This window comes from Marinobacter sp. THAF197a (genome assembly GCF_009363275.1).
Classification (GTDB): Bacteria; Pseudomonadota; Gammaproteobacteria; order Pseudomonadales; family Oleiphilaceae; genus Marinobacter.
Genome location: NZ_CP045324.1, coordinates 1,071,875 through 1,094,965, shown reverse-complemented (window position 1 = coordinate 1,094,965; position 23,091 = coordinate 1,071,875). Strand labels below are relative to the sequence as shown.

Below are 23,091 nucleotides of genomic sequence, written 5' to 3'. Positions count from 1 at the left end.
GAAGATTAATGATGAACTGCTTACTCGTCCTGAGCGTGCATGAGTATAACCAGTGTGGATTGTAAGGCCAACCTTGCATCTGCCCGCATCTGCGACTTTTGTTGAACTCTGTGAACGGTTACTCTTGTCCCAATGCCTACAACAAGAGAGCAACCATGGCTATGTACACCATTGAAATCAATGAGACTTTTAATGTCCCTCGCAAAAAGGTATTCGCCCTGTTTGCAGACCACCAGCGTTTCGGAAAAATGCTCGGCGCACCGGTCAAACGGATCAAAGACAGTGACCAGGCAGACCCGAACGGCCTTGGCTCTGTGCGTAAGATCGGCATCGGCCCCCTCTCTCTGGAGGAAACCGTACTGAACTTCGAGCCCGATACGCTGATTGAGTACGCCATCACCAGCATGAGCCCGATCAAGAACCATCTGGGCAGGATTCGCTTTTCGGAGACTCCGGATGGCCAAACCCAGCTGAACTACACCATCACCTTTGAAGACATAGTGCCGTTTTCCGGGAAAGTGGTCAGCGTCGCTCTGGAGCAGGGCCTGCGCCGAGGAATCAAGCGGGTCCCCAAGCTGGCCTGATGCCATAAGAGCCCCGGCCCGGGCAGCCGGCGTGACAAACCGTTACTTGATGAATATCAGATAATTGACCTGAGGCAACACTTCACATTTGTCAATTCTGTAACCTCCCGCGCAACTTGCAATATCCGGCCATCAGGGGCCTAGCGGGCTTCCTGATGGCACAACCAATCCTCTGCGGGAGAGCGAAATGGCGGCTGAACCGATTGTGCTTTTCGACAACGGACACCACAAGTGCCTGATGTTTGATTCACTGGTGACTGGCGAAGGCGTCCAGTCGAACCAGTTCCTGGTTGTCGATGGCAAACATGAAGCCCTGATTGATCCCGGTGGAGACCTCACTTACACACCACTGTCCGTAGCCGCCTCGAAGTATATGAACATCCGCGACATGGATTATGTTTTTGCGTCTCACCAGGACCCAGACATCATCGGCGCCATCGATCGCTGGATTGTTCACACCCGCGCCAAGATTGTAACCTCCAAACTGTGGGCCAGGTTCCTGCCACACCTGGTGTCCAGTTATGTCACCAATCAGCTCAGCGGCAGCGTTTACGACCGCATCGTCAGCATTCCCGACGGTGGCGCTAACGTCCGGTTCGGTGACAGCTACCTTCAGTGCCTGCCTGCGCACTTCATGCACTCCGTGGGCAACCTGCAGTTCTATGATCCGGTCTCCAAGATCCTGTTCTCAGGCGATCTTGGTGCCTCCATGGGCGGTGAAGATGACCACGAGCCGGTCAAGGATTTCGACAAGCACATCCCCAACATGATCGGCTTCCATCGGCGCTATATCGCATCCAAGAAGGTGTGCGGCCTTTGGGCCAATATGGTTCGCGGCATGGATGTGGCCATGATCGTGCCCCAGCACGGCAAGCGCTTCGAGGGCCCGGCGATGGTTGACCGCTTCCTGAACTGGGTCAGCGAGATGGACTGCGGGATTGATCTGGTATCACAGGATAACTACCGACAGCCGGTAGAGTACGTCTGATACAGAAGATTATAGCTGGCGCGCAGCCTGTGCTCGTGCCAGCCACTCGTCAGCAAGGCGCTCATCCTGTGGCACGCCCAACCCCTTCCGGTAGGCATTAGCCACTTCCTCCATGCCGATCACGTCCCCTGCCGTGGCGGACCTCAGATACCATTCAAAGGCCTTTTCGGGATCTTTATCGGTCCCCAGCCCTGCGGCGTACATGTTGGCCACGTTCAGCATGCCCTGGCTGTTGCCCCGCTCAGCCAGCTCGCAGTAACGGTCAAACGCCTCGTCATATTGCCCCATTTTGTAGACAGCATAGGCCTGCAACGCCTTGACCATATCCCGGGCTATGCGGGTTTGTTCATCATTTTCCTGGGCACTGATCCCCGTAACGGGTGCCAAGGCCATGGCAATGACCAGTAAAACAGTTGGTCGGACAACGTTCATAGCGAAACTCCACCGAGACTGATACACCATGACACGCTAACAGCCGGTGCCCAACACGTCGCCGCTACCAAAGCACCATTCAACTGGTACCTTCGAACCACCAGCCGGCAAAATAGGCTGTCACCCAGGCCGCTAGTTGAGTAAAATCCGTCCTTTTACCGAGAGCACGAGAGGCACCACAGATGGGCAGAGCCTACCAGAACCGCAAAGAATCCATGGCCAAGACGGCCGCGGCAAAAACCAAGGTCTACAGCAAGTACGGCCGGGAAATCTACATGAGCGCCAAGTCTGGCGGCACAGATCCCCAGGCCAACCTGTCGCTTCGCGGACTCATTGAGCGGGCAAAGAAAGACCAGGTTCCCGCACACGTGATTGAAAAAGCCATTGATAAAGCCAAGGGTGGCGCGGGCGAAGATTACTCCCCGGCTCGTTACGAGGGTTACGGCCCCGGCAACTGCATGGTGATTGTCGACTGCCTGACCGACAACCCCAACCGCACCTTCGGTGATGTACGCCTGGCCTTCACGAAAACCAAGTGCAAGATCGGCACGCCCGGTGTGGTGGCACACATGTTTGACCATTGCGCCATTTTTGCCTTTTCCGGCCAGGATGAAGAGGCCGTTCTGGAAGCACTGATGGAAGCCGATGTCGATGTAACCGACATCGAAAACGAAGATGGCAAGATCACTGTCTTTGCCCCCAACACCGAATACGCCAAAGCCAAACAGGCCCTGGAATCGGCGTTTGAAGGCATCGAGTTTGATGTTGATGAAATCCAGTTCCTGCCGAAAACCACCACCGTGGTGCAGGGCGACGATATTCCGATGTTCGAGAAGTTCCTCGACATGCTGAATGATCTGGACGACGTTCAGAACGTGTTCCACAACGCGGAAGTCCCGGAAGAGTCATAAGAGTTGGAGCTGACTATGGCTGGAACAGAAGCACCCCACAAAGCCCGCGTGGTGATCCTGAAAACCGGGTCTACCTACCCGCAGATCAGGGATCAGTTCGGGGACTTTGATGCCTGGTTTTCGCGGGCGCTTTCCAGCCAATTAGAACTCACGATTGCAGACGTCACTCAAGCACCGCCGCCTGGGCAACCTGGCGACTGGAACGGGATCGTCATTACCGGTTCACCGGCGATGGTGAGCGAGCGTGCGGCCTGGAGTGAAACGACGGCAGCGTGGGTTCGGCAAGCGGTTGAAGCGGGCGTTCCGCTTCTGGGCGTATGCTATGGGCATCAATTATTGGCCCACGCGCTTGGCGGCAAAGTGGATTATCACCCAGACGGCCGGGAGACCGGCACCCAGGCGGTAACCCTGTTTGACAGCGCCCAGGACGACCCACTGTTCAGCCAGCTGCCGAAACAGTTCCCGGCCCAGCTGACCCACAAACAGTCGGTAATAGAACTGCCACCGGGCGCTGTGCTTTTGGGCCGCTCCACCTTTGAACCCCATCAGGCCTTCCGGGTTGGCAAGAATGCCTGGGGCGTTCAGTTTCATCCGGAATTCGACGAACAGATTATGAAAGCCTATCTGGAAGTCCAGTACCCTGATCTTGAGACCGAAGGCCTGGACGCAAACGCCTTGCTGAGTTCCGTTCAGCCAGCACCCGAGGCCAGCCAATTGCTCCGGCTTTTCGCCGACTGGGTGATGAAACAGCAGCACTGAACCCGCACCCATGCCCATTCGATGGAACGAACCCACCATGATCCTCAAGTTCATTGTCGGCGTTGTCCTGCTCAGCCTGATCGGCCTTGGCCTATGGCATTCCTTCAAAACCCTGCCGCCCGGCATTCGCTACCAAGGCGATGCCGCACCGCTGGAAGACGCTGAACTGCTGACAGACACCACCCGCCATTTCAGTGACGGGCAGTCAACACTGGATCATGAGATATTCGATGAGATCTTCCGGCTGATCGAACAGGCGGAAACCTTTATCTTGCTGGACATGTTCCTGTTCAACAGTACCGGCCCCGAGGACATCCACGTTCGCCCCCTGGCCGAACAGCTCACCCAGGCTTTGCTTGAGCGTAAGAATGCTCAACCAGGCATGGATATTGTTCTGATTTCAGACCCCTTGAACACCTTTTACGGGGGCACCCACTCACCTCACTTTGAAGCACTGTCTGCCGCTGGCATTGAGGTCGTTGTCACTGATCTGGAACCGCTGCGCGACAGCAACCCGGCCTGGTCATCCCTATGGCGATTGTGTTGCCGGTGGCTGGGCAACAACCCGGATGGTGGCTGGCTGCCCAATGCCCTGGGCAACCAACCCGCCACCATCCGAAGCTACCTGGCGCTACCGAATTTCAAAGCCAATCACCGAAAGCTGCTGGTGACCGACGAAGGCGACCGGTTCCGGGCGGTTGTCACCTCCGCAAACCCCCACAACGGCAGCAGCCGGCATAGCAATATCGGGCTGGCCTTCAGTGGCCCTGCGGTTGTGGATGTCATCCGAAGCGAACAGGCGGTTATCCGGATGTCTGGTGCCGATACCAGCACACTCGAGCGCTGGCTGGCACGGATGACTCAAGGTAGCCAGCTGCCCGACCATTCAAAGGGCACCATCCGGCTTCTTACCGAGTCCGCTATCCGGGACGCCGCTCTGGATATGATCAATCGGAGCCAGCAAGGCGAGCAGCTAGACATGGCCATGTTCTATCTGTCGCACCGCCCGATCATCAATGGACTGCTGGAGGCACAGCGCAGGGGCGTCGAGATTCGCCTGCTGCTGGACGCCAACAAGGATGCCTTTGGCCACGAGAAAAACGGCATTCCCAATCGGCCGGTTGCCCTTGAACTGCATCAAGCCGGCATTCCGGTACGCTGGTGCAACACCAAGGGCGAGCAATGCCACAGCAAACTTGTCATCTACCGGGGGCAGAATGAGCAAATCGAACTGCTGCTGGGCTCCGCCAACTTTACCCGCCGTAATCTGGATGACCTGAATCTTGAATCCAACGTGTGGCTGGCCGTGCATCAGGGTGCCCCTGTCGCGCAAAAAGCCAATGCCTTCTTTAACGACTACTGGACACACGGCCCGGACAACGAACAGACCCTGAGCCTTCCCTATTCAGCCTGGGCTGATCACTCCAGTCTGAAGTACTGGCAATACAGGGTTATGGAAGCCACGGGGCTCTCTACATTCTGAGGTTTAGCGTGCAAGCGTGAACGTTTTGTATGTTGAATCAGTACACATTCCCATCTAAGGTTTTTCAGATAACCCAAGAATCAAGGAGTCTGATATGAACAGCCTGAGACGTCACATGAAGCAGCTTTCCCTGATCATGGTCATCTTGATGTCGTTCGCAACCACCTTCTCCGTCTCGGCCCATGCCGGCATGGTGGGCACGGGCGAGATGATTCAGCAGCAACAGACCGACCTTGACCGCCAGCAACTGCTGGACATGCTCGATGACCAGAACGTGAAGGACAAACTGGCGCAGATGGGCGTCAGCGAAGCTCAGGTTGCCGAACGTATCCAGAACCTGACACCGGCCGAGCTGGCAGACTTTGAACAACAGCTGGCTGAGGCCCCCGCCGGGGAAGGCGTTGTTGGCGTTATCGTGCTGTTCCTTCTGGTATTCATCATCACCGACATGCTGTGTGCCACGAACCTGTTCTCCTTCGTCAATTGCATTCGTTGACACCCTCCGCCCCCATCAACAAGCCCAGCCTTGCCGGCAGGTTCGCAGCCCTTCTGGGTCTGATCCTGCTGGCAGGCTGTGCCAGCACACCGCCCTGGCCAGAGTCTGCCGCCCCTGCGCAACCGGACAGCACGATACCGGGCCAGGCATTGCTGGACCATGTGCCTTTTTACCCTCAGGAAAAGTTCCAGTGTGGGCCGGCCTCACTGGCAACCATGCTGAACACCCAGGGCCTGGCAACGGACCCGGAGATCCTGAAAGAACTGGTTTACCTGCCCGGCCGTCAGGGGTCACTGCAAGTTGAAATGGTCGCCGGCGCCCGCTCCCACGACATGGTGGTGTATCCACTGAAGCCCAACCTTGAGGCAGTGCTTGGCGAGGTGAATGCAGGCAACCCCGTTCTGATCATGCAGAACCTGAGGTTCAACTGGTGGCCACAATGGCACTTTGCGGTAGTGGTGGGCTACGACAGTGAAGAGGAAGTCCTGATTCTGAATACAGACACCCGGCGCCATTACCGGATGCCCTACAAGGTGTTTCACGCCACCTGGAACCGGGCCGACCGTTGGGCGGTGGTCGTTCTGCCGCCAGACACACTGCCAGCAACCGCGGAAACCCTGCCCTACCTGCGAGCGGCCCACGATCTGGAAAGCACCGGGCACACCCGGGCCGCTCAACAAGCCTACCAGGCCGCCGAACAGCAGTGGCCAGACCAACCCGCACCGATCATGGCCCAGGGTAACCTGGCATACGACCAGGACAATGCCGAGGGCGCGGCATCACACTTCCTGCGCGCCGTTAACCGCTTTCCCGGCTTCTCGGAGAGTTGGAATAACCTCGCTTACGCCCTGAGCGCCCAGTCTTGCCCGGAGCAGGCCAGCAAGGCTCTGGCCTGTGCGGCCAGCCTGAACCCGGAACGTTTTGGCCAGGCACCGGAGCTGCCAAAGGGCACAACCGGAGGCAGCCGAAGCTCGTGCCCGTCGATACCGGACTGCCCCGCTGACACGATAGAGCGCTAGCCCGGCTTGCGAATCAGCACCACGTCCTTACGGGGCACTTCATACTGCCAACCGTAGTGGCCCGCCAGCCAGGCGAACGTCTGTTCCCGGTAAAACACCACGTGCGTCGGATCGCGCCGATAGTGCCATTGATCAAACCGATCATCGTCGGTCTGGAAGCACGTCATAATACCCAGCCAGCCCCCCGGCTTGAGCAACGAATCCAGTTGCCTGAACACCTCAGCGGGGCGGTACAAGTGCTCTACCACCTCGGTACAGGTGATGAAATCGTACTGCTGCTCAAGGGCCGACGTGGCAGGGTGGAAGAACGGATCGTACAGCGCCATGTCAAAACCCGCCTCCCGCATCATGTCCGCAAGCGCAGGCCCCGGGCCGCAGCCGAAATCCAGCCCCTTTGCCCCATCAACCAGCCTCGCCAACAGAGGCTCTGACAGCTTCGACAGAAACCGGCGATAGCCGGCATCCCCGGGTTCATTGTTGTGCAGCGCATATATGGCCCGTTCTTCCTCCGCCGTCAGGCGACACTCAGGGGCCATCACTGTTGCCAGGCATTGCCCGCAGCGCAGGTAGCGTTTCTCCATCACCGTGCGAAACGGCTGCAAAGTGCCGGACTCACACACCGGGCACAGGGGCTGGCCTTCCTCACCATCTAGCATTTTGGCAATTCCCAACCTGTCGAAAGTTTCATTGTCATATCCGGCCATGAAACCAGTTTGTGACCGGCTGCCGGAAAGTCGCTCCTCTACGGTGCCTATACTGGCGCCTGAAGCAGCCTGTAAAAGGCATGAATAATAACAACTGTATGGCTTATGACGAAACGCCGAGAGTAAACCGGCCCAGAGACAAAAACATGGACACGTTGAACAGTCTTGCCCTGGAAGTGCCAATTATTTCGGCCCGCTATGCGTACCGGTTCATCCGTTTTATGGAGAGCCGGGGGGTGAAGCGCCACACCATTCTTGAAACCACCGGCGTTACTGAGGACATGCTCCAAAGCCCGGAGGCCAGCCTGTCGATGAACCAGGTTCTGGCGGTGCTCAGCAAAGCAGACTGGTTAATGACCGATGAACGAGCCGCCTTCGAATTCGGCCAGCAACTGGATCTCCCAAGCCATGGACTGCTGGGGTTTGCAGTGCTCGGCCAGGAGAATCCGCGGCGGTTGATCAGCATGATCGTACAGTATCTCCGGGTGGGGCTGCCGTTGATGGATATGGAACTGGCCTCCACGGGTTCCACCTTCCGAATCCGGCTGATGGATACCTGGGGGCTTGGAAACCTTCGTCCATGCCTGACCAAAATTTACATGGGCAGCATCCATCGGGTCTCCAGCCAGGTGTGCAGCCATTTCAGCTTCCAGTTCGACTTCCCCACCGCCATCCCCGAAGAGGACTGGAAACGGCTGGCGCCTGGCTGCGAGTTTGAATTCAACGCCAACGTAAGCCAGGTCACCATGCCGCTTAACGGACTACCAATCCGAAAAGACGACGCCAGCCTGGAATTCCTGGTGGCCCGCACCCGCCACGACCGCAAACAGCAAACCCTGGAGGCCGACGAAACGGTCATGCAGGTACGGGAACTGATCATGAGCCAGCCAGGCCGCCCCTGCACCACAGAGAACATTGCCCGGCGCCTGGACATCAGCCCCAGAACACTCAGGCAACATCTCGCCAGCGCAGGCACCTCGTTTCGCCAACTGAGAAACGACATCCGGGAAAGCTTTGCCACGCTGTACCTGAAAGACACCAATGTGCCTCTGGAATCCATTGCTGAAAAACTGGGCTTCAGTGATCAAGCCGGCTTCACCAAAGCCTATCGGTCATGGACCGGCAATACGCCCGGCGACGTTCGTCGCAAGGCCCGCAAAAAAAAGTGAACACGGTTCAGCTATTAGGTTGATGCTGTTCACGCTTTAGGCAATCCCTCCCCTCTTCTCCGTTTTGGACAAAAACCCTGCCGGGGCAAGCAATGACCCGCGCCACCCCAAGACCGTTAAATAACCCTGCACTCATGCGTGCCCTGCACGCGTGGCAAAGGGATCTTTGCAAGTCCGATTGAGCTGTCCGTCATCGGTGTTGTCTGCAACCCAACTACAACAACTACAGATAGACAGAGGACGAACTCATGAAACTCAGGAACCTCAATACGAGTGTCCGCAAGCTCGGCCCGGCCGTTGCGGCAGCGGCTTTGATGGCCGGTGGTGCCAGCAACGTAGCCGCAGAGCCGGTATCCATTGAACTGGCGTTCGAATGCCCGTTCCCCCTGATCGGAACCCAACCCATCCGCGCCCAGATCAGCGCAGACATTCCCACAGTGGCCAACGTTGGTGAGCCCACCCCGCAGTTTGAAGTCACCGCCATTACCGTGGTGAACGACGACGCCCGCACCGGGCTCAAGCTGGTTGGCTCGGAAACGGTCGAAGGCATCGCAACCAGCTTCAACACCGTGGTAACCGCCAATCGCAGTCTGGACCAGATTGTCGAACTGACGATTCCGCCCACATTCATTCCTAACGTAAGCGGCGAATTCGATGTTCCAGCCTCTGGCCTGGCGCCTGAAGTACTCTTTACCGAAGACGATATCGGCGAGGCTGAGATTCGCGTTGGCGGGCTGACCCTTGACCTGACAGCCCGCACCCCGAATGGCGCTATTGCGCCAGCGCCCATTGGCGAAATCCTCACCGATTGTGTGCAACTCCCGGATCAGGACAACCTGCTGCAAACCATTCTGGTTAGCGGTGAGGTGTCCGAAACTCCACGTATTGGCGTGAACCGGGAAGACCTGGCCTTCGGAAACGTGCAGGCCGGTTTGACTGCTGAACAAACCGTCACCGTTACCAACACGGGCAATGCTGCGCTGGGCATCAACAACGTTACCATCAGCGGCACCGACGCCGACGCATTCCTGCAGGCCAACAACTGCGCAAGCCTGGCTCCGAGTGAGTCCTGTGACGTGAACGTGACCTTCGCCCCAAGCACCGAAGGCACTCGCAATGCAACCCTCACTATCGAGTCAACCGATGCCGACAACCCTGCGGTTGATGTGGCACTGACCGGCCGTGGCGTACTGGCTCCGACACCGGAAATCGGCGTTAATCCCGACGCTGTTGATCTGGGCCGAATCCAGCTGGGCCAGAGCGCATCAGCTGAAGTGACCATCAGCAACAGCGGTAATGAAACCCTGCTGATTGACAGCATTGCACTTGAAGGCGCCGGCGCTGCAGACTTTGGTCAAACCAACAACTGTACAACCATTGCCGCCAACGCAAGCTGTACCGTTGAATTGAGCTATACCGCCAACGTGGTGGGTATGAGCAACGCCAACCTGGTGATCCGTTCAGACGACCCCGAGACACCGGAAGTCAGCGTTCCCGTCTCCGCCGAAGCCTTTGAGCAAACCGGTTCCGAACTTGAGCTGCTGCTCGGCCTGGAAGGCTCCACCTTCATCAAGTCCTCAGGCGGCACCCTGCCCCTGAACGGTTCCATTGCCACCCTGCTGGATCTGGCGGCGGGCACCTTCGAAGCCGATCTGGAACTGGAGCCAACGTATGGCAACTTCTCTATCAAACTGCTTTTCAGCAGGCTGAATGCCTCAGCCAATGTTGAATTTGAACAGGCAGACGTCACTACCGGCACGCTGATCAACGGCAAGCTCACCGCCAACTCACAGCTGTACGTGAAAGTGCCCAAGGTGGCGATCAAGATCCTCGGCCTGCCGCTTCGGGTTGGTGGCGGTTCCGAGTGTCAGACTCGCGAGCCCGTCAGCATCGACCTCGCTTCGGTTGAAGGCTCCAACTTCTCTCCGGCTACCGGTGGCACCGTCAGCGGCGTCTACGACCTGCCGGCGCTTGAGAACTGCGGACTGCTAACCAGCCTTCTCAACCAGTTCCTCACCGGTTCCGGCAACACCATTGAACTGGAGTTGACCCCGGAACTGTAAGGAAGTCCGGCTTTGCCGGATAACACAGCCACAGCTGGCGATAGCCGGCTGTGGCTACGTCGTTGGAAACGTCGAATAACAAAACCAAAAAGGAACAATACAATGAAAAGCCTGAAAAAAACTGCGTTAGTGCTGGCCATGGCGGGCTTGCCGTTTGCCGCACAAGCCGACCTCAAGCCTCTTGACGACGCCCGTATGGGCAACATCACCGGTCAGGCCGGTGTCACCATTGAGCTGGAAACCCGGGTGGACATCGGCGAATTCCGGTATACCGATGAAGGCTCACTGTCCATCAAAGACATCAAGATTGGTGGTGCCAACCGTACAGATCTGTTCGAGGAAATCACCGATTTCCGCGACGCCCTGTTCGGTCAGACCAGTGATCTGATCGACAACATCAAGATCGACATCGACATCGCGGATGACGGTGACGCACTGATCGACATCTTCCCGATCACTGCGGCGCCGATCGATTTCGGTATCAGCACCGGTGACTGGACGCTGGAGGGCCATACCGATTCGACCTTGCTGGCCAGCAACTTCAACATGGTTGGCGCTTTCACCAAAGTCGGCATCCGCGTTGATACCGCCACCGATACCCTTAACCTGAACACCCAGGTGGGCATCTCCGAGCTGAACGTTGATTTCGACTTCCTGGCCCTGGGCATCCGTGGTCTGAAGATGACCGGCGCTGACTACATGGGCACCCGGCTCGATGGCTCAGCGGCGAACCCGGGCGTTCTGACTCTTGGCGCCACCATTGATCTGGACGTGTACAAGGGTACCCGCCTGGGTGGTGCCGGCGACGCCCTGGCCATCGATCTGAACACCTTCGCGGCAGATATGTCGATTGACCAGGTGCTGGTGGGCGGCACCTCTATCGGCTCGGTGATGATGGACAACCTGGTGGTTCAAGACACCACCATGCGCATCTACGGCCATTAAAACCGAAAAGCCCGGCGCTTGCCGGGCTTTCACTCACTTCCTGAAAAAGCGTGGATTACGCTCGATAAACGAATCAATCCAGCGCTCCAGGAACGAGTTCCGCTCAGGGTTCTTCAGGTATCGCCAGCCAAGGATCGAAATAATCAGCGCGCCCAGCGCGTCAACGATCAGATCCCACATGGTATCGGTCAGCCCCGAGGGATCGCCCAGCATCGGCTTCTGCATGTTCATGCCAAACAGGCTGTCCATGGTAAATTCGAAAATCTCCCATAGGGCGCCAACGCCCAGCGCGAACATAAAGGCAAAGAACGCTACAAACCCGGGCTTCATGTGAACATGGATCTTTTCGGTCTCGTTCATGATGTGAACCAGCAAGAAACCGAGTATCCCCAGCAGGAAGCCAGACATGGTATGCAGCGCCATGTCCCACCACCAAAACCGGTTGTAGTAGTCGTGAATCTCTCCGAGAAACAGTGACGCGAACACGAACCCGATGGCCGCCAACTGCAGTTCCGGGGGAATGTGAATCCGGAACCGCCGCTCAAACAGTATCGGAAACAGCGTGATCACAATGATCATGCTGGTCAGGAAAGCGGTAAACCAGCGCTGCCCCCAGATCGCAAGCACCGCCTCAAGCAACAGAATGGATTGCAGAAACAGGGTGATTCTCTGGTGCGTAATCCGAATTCTCATACCTTAATCCTGGTCGGTCAGCCCTGCTGCGGCCCGCAGCAGCTGGTCCATTTCCGAGGCATCCAGTGCCTCGGCTGAAATCAATTCCACCCGGGAAAGCTCCCTGGGCTCGCCGGGCAGGATAGTAACCGCGCCGTCCACAACGTTCACAACACGCCAGCCATCCCGGGTATGAACAACGGCCTTGAAGCGCAGCAGCCGGTCATCCATGGCCATCGCCAGTATCGCATTTTCCTCCAGCATCAACTCCGGATGAATCCGCCAGCCTATACTATTGTGCCCTTGCCCCCGGTTAGTGACCAATTGCCATGGGCTCTCATCAACTGACGGTGGCGGGGTATCCACGATCTTGCCATGGTGGTGATGGTGCGCATGGGGCTCAGACACCTCGGGTAACGCGGCCGTGCCATCAAGCCAGCCAACCGAAAGGTGGCCATGGTTGGTGTGATACACCGGACGGCCTTCCGGTGCAAGTCGGGCCGCCCATTGATCAAATGCGTGCACCTGGTTGTCTGTGCACAAGTCCGTCTTGTTCGCGACCAATATATCCGCCGCCGCCACCTGGTCCCGGAACTGAACGTTGTCCAGCACCCTCGGGTCTTCCAGTTTACGGGGGTCAACCAGGGTAATCACCGGGCCCAGTTTCAAGACGTCCTGATAATACTCGCCCGTCAGGGTATCCAGAATCTGGGAGGGATGGCCAAGACCGGTGGGTTCGATCAACAGCCGGTCGGGCTTGGCCCGGGCAATCAGCTGGTTTAGGCCAATCTGCATGGGCAGGCCGGCAACACAACACATGCAGCCGCCGGGAATTTCCCTTACCACGGCTCCCTCGGTCTCCAGGATGGCGCCGTCGATCCCAACCTCACCAAACTCGTTCACCAGAACCGCCCAAACCTCGCCTTCCGGCTTCTGACGGAGCAAATCAAGGATGGCGGTGGTTTTGCCTACACCAAGAAAACCAAGGATCAGATTGGTAGGAACAGGACGGACGGGATCAGACATGAGTGCGGCCTCAAAAGTGTTACAACATAACAAAAATGAGGCACCCAGTACCAGTGCGGGCGCAACAACAGACGCCAAACCATCCGATCAGTTCAAAATCGCCACAGAAACCAGACCAAAGCAACGATTGCAACAATAAACCAGCGAGCATAATGATCCGGCTTGTCCTGCTCATCGCGTTGCGAGGCAGCTACCGCCCGGTCGGATTCGTACTCATCAATCAGAACTCTGGCTCGGTAAACATCATCATCGTCCACATGAACATTGCTGAACCCGGCAGCACCAATTTCCCCCATCGCACCCTGCAGGTAGTGCCCACCCACATAGGCGTCGATGCCATTGGCCTCCAACATGCCGGCAACAATGTGTGCCTCGGTGATATCCCGGGCCCGATAGGCTATTTGCAAGATGACTTTCCTCTGTATGCTTGGCCATGGTACGAATATAGTTTCAGCATAGTTCCCTTTTCACAGGGCCCCAAAAGGAAAACCCATGCTCTGGATTCTGCTCGCTGTCGTTGCGCTCATCGTTCTCTCAACCTTCTTGCTGTTCCGGGTGCATGACCTTTCCCATTACGATGGCGGTGACTGGGCGGTGCGGGAAGTGGCTCCGAACCCCGCCCACGACGAGGTGATGGAACGCATCAAAGACATGGGGCGAGCGTCCCGGGGCCTGAAGGGCAAAGCCCGCCTGATTGCACTCAGGAACCATCTGGACAGTCTCGGTGAAGGTGTGGAGGTTAAATCCGAGATTCGCCATAGCGAGCACCCCCGGGGCGAATGGGTGATTGCACCCGGTGCCGATACCCGCCGCCGGGTGCTCTACATTCACGGTGGCGCCTGGGCCGCAGGAAGCCCCCGCAGTCATCGCGCCATTACCGACCGGTTCTCGCAACTGGCCAATGCGGCGGTGTTTGCGTTGGATTACCGATTGATGCCGGAACACCGTTTTATGGACGGCATTCGCGACTGCCGCCAGGCCTATACCTGGCTGCTGAACCACGGCCCGGCTGGCGAAGAGAAGGCGGCGTTCATGGTAGTAGCGGGCGATTCTGCCGGCGGTAGCCATACCCTGTCTCTGCTGGCCTGGATTCGGGATAACGGGGTGCGCCAGGCCGATGCCGCTATTGCCCTGTCACCGTCCACCGACCTCACCCTGACCGCCCCCAGCAACCGGGAAAATATCCGTACCGATCCCTTACTTGGGCCGGTTTTCGGGGGCTTGTCGAAGATTCCGCTACCGGTACTCTGGTGGGGTACCCTGGCGGCGTTTCGAATTTCCCCCACCAATCCCGTGGCGTCGCCCCTGCGCGGAAACCTTAACGACTTGCCGCCCACGCTGATTCACGCCAGCAGCACGGAGATGCTGCTGGACAACGCCACCCGATATGCCGCCAAAGCCCGGGCCGAAGGCTCACCGGTACAACTTCACACATGGCAGAACATGGTCCATGTATGGCACATCTTCTCCCCCCTGTTGCCGGAAGCGGAACAAGCCTTTGAAGACATCGGGGAGTTTCTGAGCCAGGTGGAGAAACAACACGCCTGAGGTTGGCTCAGACGGAGGGCATAGCCTTGTCATTGCACTGACGGACCACGGAAGCCACGTTGCTCGCCGGCACCGGACGGCTGAACAGGTAACCCTGGAAGCGGCCGCACCCCATCGCTACCAGCGTTGAAAACTGGGCTTGCTCTTCCACCCCCTCGGCAACCAGCCGCATGCGATGATTCTTGCCAATGGCAATGATGCTCTCGACCATATTTCGGGCGGGCTCGTCATCAATGATGTTATCCACAAAGCTCTTGTCGATTTTCAGTTCATCAATCGGCAGCTTGCGCAACAGGCTCAGGGACGAATAACCGGTACCGAAATCGTCCATGGACAAACTGATGCCTTCGCGCCGAAGGTGTTCCAGCACGGGGATGACCTGGTCAAAACCTGCCATGAAAACCGTTTCGGTGATTTCCAGGGTCAGGTAATGGGGGTGCACGCCATGCTTTTGCAATTCAGACAACACCAGTTCGGCAAAGCCTGACTGCATAAACTGCATGGCGGAGATGTTCACCGACAGCTCCAATGGCATTCGCGCCTGGTCAAGAATCGTCCGGAAGTCTGAGAGACTCCGGCCCAACACGTAGTTGCCGAGCTCCACCATCAAGCCACAGGATTCTGCCACTTCAACAAATTCATTGGGTGGCACATACCCGAGCTCTTCATCATCCCATCGGGCCAGCGCCTCAACGCCCACTACCCGGCCACAGGCGTCCAGCTGCGGCTGGTACGCCATAAATATCCTTCCCTGGTGAATGGCCCCACGAAGTCGCTGTTCAATGTGTACGCGCCGCAAATAGCCTGCCTCAAATTCGTTCCGGTACAGGCACACATCGTTGCGGGTCCTCTTGGCCTGGTATAGCGCCAGGTGGGCACTTCGAATAACGCTGTTGAATGAATCTCCGTGGTCAGGAAACGCAGCAGCCCCCACACTGGCGCCCAATTGGAGCCCCAGCGGTCCGGTGGCCATATGGCGGGCCAGCCCTCGCAGCAGATCGCTACAGAACGCCAGCAGCTTTTCAGGCTCACGGATACGGCTGATCACTGCGAACTCATCACCGCCAAGTCGCGACGCGCCGTATTGTTCACTGGTCAGCTCACCTAAACACCGGGCGAACTCGCTCAGTACCTTGTCGCCGTGTTCCTGCCCGAACCGATCATTGATACCTCGAAAATTATCGATGTCGAGCAAGACAACGCCAAAGCCCTCGTCGCGATTCACAAGCTGCTGGATCTGGTCAATCATGCCTACCCGGTTGAGTAACGACGTCAGGTCATCATGACGAGATTGATACATCAGGGCCGAGCGGCGTTTTTTCTCTGCGCGCTCGATCTGGCGCACGAGATAGAAGAGCAGGAAGAATAGGGCGACAAACACCGCCAACAACACCAGGGCACGATCCAGAAAGGTACTCCAGACCGAACGAATATTGGATTCCGAAACAATCCAGAGTTCATAGTCCGGGGAATACCAGGCGCCACCAATGAACGTATCACCGTCTCTATGGCTGTAATAGATACTGGGTTCCGGGCTTACTTTCAGTTCCTCAAGAGACGCATCATTGGCCGCTATCAGGCCTTGCCTGTCCTCTTCACGCTGTTCCGGTGTCCGCTGGATGTGGGCGTACATATCCGGCGTGACGCCTTCGCTGGACATAAACTGCAAATAGCCATCGTGCTCCCGGAAGATCATCACAGAGTCGTCCGCGCCGGTGTGCAGATTGTTCCCGAACACCCCTTTTTCGCCATCGGCGCGGATTCCGGCAGACATCACCGCAATCACTTGGCCGTTGGCATCCCTGATGGCTTTGCGGGCGGGAATAATCCAGGCCCCGACTGCCGGCAAATAGTAGGTGCGGCCCACCACCAACCGATCAGACTCCATAGCCCGCTGGAAGCCGTCCCGGGATTCCTCCTGCTCCAACAGGTTCGGCATCAGGCTGACATCCACAGTGGATGTCACTTTCACCAATTGCCCATCCGGCAAGGCCATACCGAAACCTGCGAGCGCCGGGCTGGCCTCCATGATATTGTCGAGAAAAGGCAACACCTCTGGAGTGGCGTTGACAAGATCCTGGCGCACAAGCTCAGCGGCGGCTACGTCCAGGATCAACTCCTGGGTACGTAACACGTTGATGGCAGATTGACTGATCAGTTGAACGCGGGACTGATGGTGAGCTTCCTGGGCACGCAGTGTGGATTGCCAGATACTGGTCAGGATAAACGACAGGACAAGCACACCAACAGCAACAACCAGCCAGAACAACATCCAAAGATTGCGCTTGAAGATTCCCAAATTAACTCCGCCAGAGTGGTTGTTGTTAAAGCTATTCCTCTGTTACTGACGTGAGTATAGGCAGAAAAACAGACTTCGCGAGCACCGCCCCCGGCCGATCAGGTAACCGGTCGATGTTTCTTTCGGACATAGAGAATTTTGTGAACTCGCGCAACAATCTCACCGCTGTCATCCACGATATCCACTGTCCATTCCGGCAAGTATTTGTCGCCGCTGGCTGTGGCGTTGCGGATTTCCTCAAGCCGATCGTCGGTCAGCTCAAACCGGGCTTGCACACGACCCTTGCCAGGGCGGATAAAGTCGATACTGGCGGCTTTGTCCCAGACTACATAGTCGTTGCCCAGACGCCGCATCAGCAACAGCATGTACATGGGGTCTACCATGCTGTATAGGGAACCGCCGAAGTGTGTGCCGACGTAATTGGTGTTGTACCAGTGCTGGCGCATTTCGACGGTTGCGGACGAAAAGTCATCAGCAATCTTCGTGACTTTGACGCCCGCGCCAAGGTATGGCGCAAACGTACTCATCATACGGCGCATAGCGCCGGCACTGGCAAACCAGCGGCGAACAGCAGCGTTCATAGGAATTCCTGAGAAAGCGGGTGAATATATAGCCTGCTATGTTGTTCCAGGCCGACACAAGTTTCAACGAGAATTCATACGATCGTTTGAAATTTACAGACCAGCGAACGCCAGTTGCAGAGCGATGGCGAGCATCATCAAACCGATAACACCATCGATAACCCGCCAGGCGCCGGGTCGGGAGAGCACAGGGGCCAGCGAAGAGCCCAGCCAGGCCAGCCCACCAAACCAGATCACCGAGGCGCTGCTTGCCCCCGCAACAAAGCCGGGCGCACTGGATTGCTGGGCGCCTACGGCCGGGATCAACAATAAGGTATCCAGGTAAACCTGAGGGTTGAGCAGGGTGACCGCCAGAGTAGTCAACAGCACTCCTTTCAGACCTCTTCGGGCCTCTGCCCCAGCTTCAAGCGCGGCCCTGCCCCGTCCGGCCCGCACGAACGCCTGAATCGCCAACCAGCCCAGGAATACCACACCAAGCCAGCGCAAAACCTCAAGTGCCTCTGGCATGGCCATCAAGGCCGCCGTTACGCCAAACATGCCGAGGGTGAACAGCAGGATATCGGACGTCATGCACACACCCGCAGACCACCAATGATGCTCACGACGAATCGCTTGGCTCAGCACGTAGGCATTCTGTGCACCAATTGCGACAATAATACCGCCACACACCAGCAAGCCGGTCAGATAACTTTCAAGCACGCCCGTTCCTCCGAAGATTGAGGGGCCAGACTAACCGCAAACCTATATACTTTAAATTCATCCTGCTAATAGTGAATTAATTTTACTTATGATTGATTACAAGCTGCTGGAAGCACTGGCAACCGTGGTTGAATGCGGCGGATTTGAACGTGCCGGGGACACCCTGGGGCTCACTCAGTCCGCCGTTTCCCAGCGCATTCGTACACTGGAGATCAGACTGGGCCAACCGGTGCTGGTTCGCAGTCCCACGCTCGCGCCAACCCCCGCCGGCCGGCGGCTGCTCAATCACGTTCAACAGGTACAACTACTGGAAAGAGACCTGGCCAGAACTTTGCCAGCTTTGACCGAGCGAGCCAGCCGATTACGCATTGCGTTGAACGCGGACAGCCTGGCGACCTGGTGGGCGGAGGTCATCGGCAACGTATGCAGGGATGACGAACTGTTACTGGATCTGGTGATTGAAGATCAGGATATTGGCCTGCGGCGGATGCGGGAAGGCGATGTCGCAGCCTGCCTTTGCAGTAGCCCACAACCCCTTGCCGGCGCTCGATGCGTTGCGCTGGGCACAATGCATTATCTCGCCCTGGCAACGCCCGACTATGCCCGCCGTTATTTTCCGGACGGCATCAATCCTCAAAGCCTGAAACAAGCCCCGGCAATTGTCTTCGGGCCAGACGACCTGCTCCAGCACCGTTTTCTTGCGCAATGTGGATACGATGGCGCCTTTCCCCATCACCTTTGCCCGTCATCGGAGGGTTTCGTGAAGCTCGCCTGCGCGGGCCTGGGATACGGCATGATCCCGGAGATACAGGCAACCCGGGAGCTGAAATCTGGAGAGCTGGTCAGTCTCGCCCCGGGACAATCACTGGAGGTGCCACTCTACTGGCATTTCTGGCGCCATAGCGGAGAAGCTCTGGAACGCCTGACTCAGGCACTTACCAACAACCGATTACTTGAGAAAAGTCCTCACACGCAGGTCAGGCCCTGACACCAAACCAGTGCGGATACCTCAGCAGGCAGTATATCGCCAACATGTCATAAACCGCATGCCACACCATCACCAGCTCAAGACTACCGCTGAGCTGGTAAGCAGTCCCCAACACCAGGCCCAGGCCAGTGGCAACCAGAAAGTAAGTGAATGACACATAGTGCACCAGGCCGAACAGCACCGAGGCCGCCAGTACCGCCGTCCAGGGCCCCGTGTATTGCAGTAACCAGCCCTGTATCGCGCCCCGGAACAGAAGTTCTTCACCGACGCCAGCGAGCACAGCCAATGCCAGCAACACCGGCCATCGATAACCGGATACAAAATCATAGAGCGCTTGCATCTGGCTGCTGAGGTCATCGGGGAACAACCAGGAGTTCTGGGTCAGCAACAGCAACGAAAGATAGGTAACAGCAGCACCAATCACGCCAGACAAAACCGCCCCGGCAAGGCTCAGGCCGCCCGACAGTATCGGAATACCAAACAGCCAGATGGCCAGAAGGCCAACCACACCAATGCCGCCCTGAAACAACAGGGCGGCGGATGTTGAGATTGAGGAGCTACGGCGGTCAGGCATGGATCAGTTAGAGAACAGATCCTTGACCGGGAACAGGTCATCGTAGACAGGCGCCTGTTTCTGGGCCTTCGCCTGGAAGGACTTCATCATATCGGTGGGGCGGAACATGCCAGACTGCCAGGTAGCCATGTACTTGAGGCTGTCTTCCACACTGTGATCGCGGCTGAAGTTGATCATTTCCTTGCAACCGGTCACCGCCAGGGGCGAATTGGCCGCAATCTGTGCCGCAATGGCCATGACACCTTCCAGCATCGCTTCCTGAGATTCGTATACCGTGTTCACGAAACCAAGGCGGTGAGCTTCCTCTGCCCCGAACTTGCGCCCGGTGTAGGCCAGTTCCCGCACCACGCCCTCGGGCATCAGCTTGGGCAGGCGTTGCAGGGTGCCCACATCGGCGGTCATGCCCAGTTCGGTTTCCTTGATGGTGAAATAGGCATCCGCGGTGCAGTAACGGCTGTCGGCCGCACACACCAGATCCAGGGCACCGCCAATGCAGCCGCCATGAACCGCTGCCAACACCGGCAAACGCACTCTCTCCAGCGACGTGAGGGTATCCTGCAGCTGCAGCACCACCCGGCGGAGGTTCTCCGCCATCCGGCCCGGATCACCGCTCATGGGCACAGATTTGGGATCGGAGAATACGCCCAGATCCATACCGGCGGAAAAGTGTTTGCCGGTGGAGGAAATCACAATCACTCGGGCATCGGTATTGGCTTCGATGTCCTGCACGCAGCGGGGCAGCTCCAGCCAGAACGCCTTGTTCATAGTGTTCAGGGCTTCCGGGCGGCTGAACTGCACGTGGGCAATCTGGTCTTTTACTTCGATATCGAAGCTTTCGTAGTTCGCTAGTTCAGACAAGGTGTAACTCCTTTGATTCTGTCGTTCTTGGATTGTGTTAGTACTGACTGACAAACAGGGCGGCTGCCAGTGCCAGGCTGAGGAACGCCACGATCAGGTTGATGGTCATTCCCCAGCGGGCGTTATAGCCATTGGGAAATTCTTCCGGGCTCAGGGTTTTCAACACCGCTGCAAACTGGCGGGTGGCGTAAAACGCTGTTGCGGCACCCAGCAGAATGAACAGCATTCCCAACCAATACATGGCCACCAGGTTCATGCTGTTGCCCGTCTCCGGAGCTAATGCCGCCAGCAGCAAACCCGCCCGTTCTACCAGAAAGCCGAAGGCTGTCAGCCCAAGGCTGGTGCGGTTCCAGGCCAGTAGAGTGCGCTCTGCGGCGAACAGTACCCGGGGGTCTTTCAGGTCGGACATGGTGCGGCACGTATCCTCTCGGCAAAAGGTTTCGTATCATCAGGGGGCACATTACCGCGAAACGAGGCATGATGGAATTTACTTTCCTGGGCACATCCGCCGGAACACCAACCCGGTCACGCAATGTCACCGGGCTGGCCCTGAGCCGCTCCGGCCCGAAACCCTGGTACCTGATCGACTGCGGTGAGGGTACCCAGCACCAACTGATGCGCACCCGGTATTCGGTGATGCAGCTACGCGCCATTTTCATCACTCACATCCATGGCGACCACATTTTCGGCCTGCCCGGTCTGCTCACCAGTGCCTCCATGCTCGGCCGCACAGAACCATTGGATATCATTGCGCCGCCACAGGTGCGCCGCTTTATTGATGCCGTGATCGAAAACAGTGATTCGAGCCTGAGCTACCCGCTGAACTTCATCAACTCCGAGGCGCCGGATTTCTACTGGCAAGATGACCATATGGGCGTTACCAACGTGGCGCTCTCCCACCGCGTGGCCTGCCGGGCCTATGTCTTTACCGAAAGAAACCTGGAGCGCCAGCTAAAGCAGGAGAAACTGGCGGCGGACCGCATAGAGGCCGGCCCGGCCTGGGGCGATCTGCAGAAGGGCAAAGACGTGTTGCTGGATGACGGCCGGTTGTTGCGGAGCGATGACTACACGCACATACCCAGAACCGCCCGGCGCATCATTGTGGGTGGCGATAACGACACACCGGAGCTTCTTAAAGAGGCCAGCCAAGGCACTCATGTACTCATCCACGAAGCCACTTATACACAGGACGTGGCCGACCGGGTTGGCCCCTGGCCCCAACACAGCTCAGCCCAACAGGTAGCCCGATTCGCCCAGAGCGCGAAACTGCCTAACCTGGTGCTGACTCATTTCAGCTCACGCTACCAGTCGGTACCTGGTGGCACGCCCCATATTAATCAATTGGCAGCGGAGGCGTTACAGCACTACAGAGGCCACCTGTTTCTGGCCAAAGATTTTGATACATACCGGTTGGAAAAAGACCTGAAGCTGAACAAGCTCGATGGCCATTGATTACCCGTTGTCCCCGGGCGGCATCACCACCCATTCCGGGTCTTCAAATTCACCCAAAGGCCGGATCTCCACAAACGGCGCCGCACTTTTGATGATGTCCATAATCCGGGGGTCCTTGGTTGCGTCCATGGCATCCCGGTCTGCCTTGCTGTCCCAGCTGGCGATGGCAATCAGCTTGTTCGGCTCACCGATCTTCCGGTGCAATTCCGTGCCGCGAGCCCCGGGGGCCTGCTGAATCAGCTCGCTGGCTCTTACCCAGGCATCTGCATAATCCTCCGCCGTGTGGCCGTCCTTCACGGTGACTTCAAAAATATACTTCATAAAACTGCCTCTGATTTGCCGACCTGTCGTTTCATGGTCCAGACTTGAAGACATAAGTTCAAATTCTGAGCGATGGAGACTGAACCATGTACAAAAAAATACTCGTACCTGTGGATCTTTCTCACATGGACAAGATTCCCAAAACCCTGAGCACCGCCATCGACATGGCGAAGCACTATCAGGCAAACCTTTGCTACGTGACGGTCACCAATAGCACGCCCGGCGCCGCCGCCCACAACCCGAAAGAGCTTGCCGGGAAACTAGCCGAGTTTGCCCATGAGCAAGGCCAAGCTCACGGCATAAAAACAGACGCCAAGGTACTTGAGTCTGTCGATACGGCGGTGGAACTGGATTCCAAGTTACTAGGCGCCATCAAAGATACTGGCGCAGACCTTGTTGTGATGGCATCGCACACGCCCGGACTGGGAGATAAGCTGCACCTGCTGCGTTCTAACGCCGCTGAGATCGTAAAACACAGCGACATTTCGGTCTTCGTGGTTCGCTGATCGTTGAGGTAGAC

26 protein-coding genes are annotated in these 23,091 nt (G+C 57.4%); 14 read left to right on the top strand and 12 right to left on the bottom strand.

What is annotated here, in order from left to right:
* The first annotated feature begins 155 nt into the window (after positions 1-155).
* Both FIV08_RS05085 and FIV08_RS05080 read left to right on the top strand, forming a co-directional pair.
* Entirely contained in the window at positions 156-584 is a 429-nt protein-coding gene (locus tag FIV08_RS05085; protein ID WP_058091690.1) for an SRPBCC family protein, read from the top strand.
* Between the two features lie 187 nt (positions 585-771).
* Positions 772-1,572, top strand: coding sequence for an MBL fold metallo-hydrolase (locus tag FIV08_RS05080; RefSeq protein WP_152437549.1), 801 nt, complete (start codon positions 772-774; stop codon positions 1,570-1,572).
* 9 nt (positions 1,573-1,581) lie between these two features.
* On the opposite strand, the gene FIV08_RS05075 is transcribed toward FIV08_RS05080, so the two are convergent.
* Entirely contained in the window at positions 1,582-2,004 is a 423-nt protein-coding gene (locus FIV08_RS05075; RefSeq protein WP_152437548.1) for a tetratricopeptide repeat protein, read from the bottom strand.
* 182 nt (positions 2,005-2,186) lie between these two features.
* Between FIV08_RS05075 and FIV08_RS05070 the strand changes: the two genes are divergently transcribed.
* From FIV08_RS05070 to FIV08_RS05050, 5 genes are all read left to right on the top strand, one after another.
* Positions 2,187-2,915 (top strand): YebC/PmpR family DNA-binding transcriptional regulator, encoded by a 729-nt coding sequence (locus tag FIV08_RS05070; RefSeq protein ID WP_152437547.1) that lies wholly within the window; start codon positions 2,187-2,189, stop codon positions 2,913-2,915.
* Between the two features lie 15 nt (positions 2,916-2,930).
* Positions 2,931-3,674, top strand: a complete 744-nt coding sequence (locus FIV08_RS05065; RefSeq protein ID WP_152437546.1) for a glutamine amidotransferase — start codon at positions 2,931-2,933, stop codon at positions 3,672-3,674.
* Positions 3,675-3,684: 10 nt separating this feature from the next.
* Complete coding sequence (locus FIV08_RS05060) at positions 3,685-5,157, top strand: phospholipase D family protein (RefSeq protein WP_228715497.1); 1,473 nt, start codon at positions 3,685-3,687, stop codon at positions 5,155-5,157.
* A gap of 94 nt (positions 5,158-5,251) precedes the next feature.
* Positions 5,252-5,653 carry a PA2779 family protein gene (locus tag FIV08_RS05055; protein WP_152437545.1) on the top strand — a complete coding sequence of 134 codons (402 nt, stop codon included), beginning with the start codon at positions 5,252-5,254 and terminating at the stop codon, positions 5,651-5,653.
* Positions 5,611-6,672 (top strand): PA2778 family cysteine peptidase, encoded by a 1,062-nt coding sequence (locus FIV08_RS05050; protein WP_228715496.1) that lies wholly within the window; start codon positions 5,611-5,613, stop codon positions 6,670-6,672. The genes FIV08_RS05055 and FIV08_RS05050 overlap by 43 nt, the downstream gene beginning before the upstream one ends.
* On the opposite strand, the gene FIV08_RS05045 is transcribed toward FIV08_RS05050, so the two are convergent.
* Positions 6,669-7,328 carry a class I SAM-dependent methyltransferase gene (locus FIV08_RS05045; RefSeq protein ID WP_152437544.1) on the bottom strand — a complete coding sequence of 220 codons (660 nt, stop codon included), beginning with the start codon at positions 7,326-7,328 and terminating at the stop codon, positions 6,669-6,671. The two genes, FIV08_RS05050 and FIV08_RS05045, sit on opposite strands and share 4 nt — an antisense overlap.
* Before the next feature lie 194 nt (positions 7,329-7,522).
* Between FIV08_RS05045 and FIV08_RS05040 the strand changes: the two genes are divergently transcribed.
* The 3 genes from FIV08_RS05040 to FIV08_RS05030 all read left to right on the top strand — a co-directional run bounded on the left by FIV08_RS05040 (position 7,523) and on the right by FIV08_RS05030 (position 11,553).
* Positions 7,523-8,545 carry a helix-turn-helix transcriptional regulator gene (locus FIV08_RS05040; RefSeq protein WP_152437543.1) on the top strand — a complete coding sequence of 341 codons (1,023 nt, stop codon included), beginning with the start codon at positions 7,523-7,525 and terminating at the stop codon, positions 8,543-8,545.
* Between the two features lie 248 nt (positions 8,546-8,793).
* Positions 8,794-10,608: a choice-of-anchor D domain-containing protein gene (locus FIV08_RS05035; protein WP_152437542.1), complete on the top strand. Its 1,815-nt coding sequence runs from the start codon at positions 8,794-8,796 to the stop codon at positions 10,606-10,608.
* Positions 10,609-10,710: 102 nt separating this feature from the next.
* Positions 10,711-11,553 (top strand): DUF6160 family protein, encoded by an 843-nt coding sequence (locus tag FIV08_RS05030; protein WP_152437541.1) that lies wholly within the window; start codon positions 10,711-10,713, stop codon positions 11,551-11,553.
* A gap of 33 nt (positions 11,554-11,586) precedes the next feature.
* Here FIV08_RS05030 and FIV08_RS05025 read toward each other — a convergent pair whose 3' ends face one another.
* The 3 genes from FIV08_RS05025 to FIV08_RS05015 form a co-directional block, all read right to left on the bottom strand.
* Positions 11,587-12,246, bottom strand: a complete 660-nt coding sequence (locus FIV08_RS05025) for a hypothetical protein (RefSeq protein ID WP_072677818.1) — start codon at positions 12,244-12,246, stop codon at positions 11,587-11,589.
* A gap of 3 nt (positions 12,247-12,249) precedes the next feature.
* On the bottom strand, positions 12,250-13,251 hold the full coding sequence (locus tag FIV08_RS05020; protein WP_072677819.1) for a CobW family GTP-binding protein: 1,002 nt from the start codon (positions 13,249-13,251) through the stop codon (positions 12,250-12,252).
* 92 nt (positions 13,252-13,343) lie between these two features.
* The gene (locus FIV08_RS05015) at positions 13,344-13,658 is read right to left on the bottom strand and encodes a DUF2007 domain-containing protein (protein WP_152437540.1); all 315 of its coding nucleotides are present in this window, start codon (positions 13,656-13,658) and stop codon (positions 13,344-13,346) included.
* Positions 13,659-13,743: 85 nt separating this feature from the next.
* Here FIV08_RS05015 and FIV08_RS05010 point away from each other — a divergent pair, with 85 nt between their 5' ends.
* A complete protein-coding gene (locus tag FIV08_RS05010) occupies positions 13,744-14,799 on the top strand; it encodes an alpha/beta hydrolase (RefSeq protein WP_152437539.1) in 1,056 nt (351 codons plus the stop codon).
* Between the two features lie 7 nt (positions 14,800-14,806).
* Here FIV08_RS05010 and FIV08_RS05005 read toward each other — a convergent pair whose 3' ends face one another.
* The 3 genes from FIV08_RS05005 to FIV08_RS04995 form a co-directional block, all read right to left on the bottom strand.
* Complete coding sequence (locus FIV08_RS05005) at positions 14,807-17,098, bottom strand: putative bifunctional diguanylate cyclase/phosphodiesterase (protein WP_152437538.1); 2,292 nt, start codon at positions 17,096-17,098, stop codon at positions 14,807-14,809.
* Positions 17,099-17,196: 98 nt separating this feature from the next.
* Positions 17,197-17,679, bottom strand: coding sequence for a DUF4442 domain-containing protein (locus FIV08_RS05000; RefSeq protein WP_072677823.1), 483 nt, complete (start codon positions 17,677-17,679; stop codon positions 17,197-17,199).
* Positions 17,680-17,772: 93 nt separating this feature from the next.
* The gene (locus FIV08_RS04995) at positions 17,773-18,378 is read right to left on the bottom strand and encodes a LysE/ArgO family amino acid transporter (RefSeq protein WP_072677824.1); all 606 of its coding nucleotides are present in this window, start codon (positions 18,376-18,378) and stop codon (positions 17,773-17,775) included.
* An 88-nt stretch (positions 18,379-18,466) separates the two neighbouring features.
* On the opposite strand from FIV08_RS04995, the gene FIV08_RS04990 reads away from it, so the two are divergent.
* Positions 18,467-19,366: a LysR family transcriptional regulator ArgP gene (locus FIV08_RS04990; RefSeq protein WP_072677825.1), complete on the top strand. Its 900-nt coding sequence runs from the start codon at positions 18,467-18,469 to the stop codon at positions 19,364-19,366.
* Here FIV08_RS04990 and FIV08_RS04985 read toward each other — a convergent pair.
* The 3 genes from FIV08_RS04985 to FIV08_RS04975 are packed head-to-tail and all read right to left on the bottom strand — an operon-like array spanning position 19,356 to position 21,207.
* Complete coding sequence (locus FIV08_RS04985; RefSeq protein ID WP_152437537.1) at positions 19,356-19,940, bottom strand: CPBP family intramembrane glutamic endopeptidase; 585 nt, start codon at positions 19,938-19,940, stop codon at positions 19,356-19,358. The two genes, FIV08_RS04990 and FIV08_RS04985, sit on opposite strands and share 11 nt — an antisense overlap.
* A gap of 3 nt (positions 19,941-19,943) precedes the next feature.
* Complete coding sequence (locus tag FIV08_RS04980; protein ID WP_152437536.1) at positions 19,944-20,798, bottom strand: crotonase/enoyl-CoA hydratase family protein; 855 nt, start codon at positions 20,796-20,798, stop codon at positions 19,944-19,946.
* Between the two features lie 37 nt (positions 20,799-20,835).
* The gene (locus FIV08_RS04975) at positions 20,836-21,207 is read right to left on the bottom strand and encodes a YidH family protein (protein WP_058090609.1); all 372 of its coding nucleotides are present in this window, start codon (positions 21,205-21,207) and stop codon (positions 20,836-20,838) included.
* 71 nt (positions 21,208-21,278) lie between these two features.
* On the opposite strand from FIV08_RS04975, the gene FIV08_RS04970 reads away from it, so the two are divergent.
* The gene (locus FIV08_RS04970; protein WP_152439593.1) at positions 21,279-22,250 is read left to right on the top strand and encodes a ribonuclease Z; all 972 of its coding nucleotides are present in this window, start codon (positions 21,279-21,281) and stop codon (positions 22,248-22,250) included.
* Here the strand turns inward: FIV08_RS04970 and FIV08_RS04965 are convergent, their stop codons facing one another.
* Positions 22,251-22,571, bottom strand: a complete 321-nt coding sequence (locus tag FIV08_RS04965) for an antibiotic biosynthesis monooxygenase family protein (protein WP_152437535.1) — start codon at positions 22,569-22,571, stop codon at positions 22,251-22,253.
* An 86-nt stretch (positions 22,572-22,657) separates the two neighbouring features.
* Between FIV08_RS04965 and FIV08_RS04960 the strand changes: the two genes are divergently transcribed.
* Complete coding sequence (locus FIV08_RS04960; RefSeq protein WP_152437534.1) at positions 22,658-23,077, top strand: universal stress protein; 420 nt, start codon at positions 22,658-22,660, stop codon at positions 23,075-23,077.
* Positions 23,078-23,091: the final 14 nt, after the last annotated feature.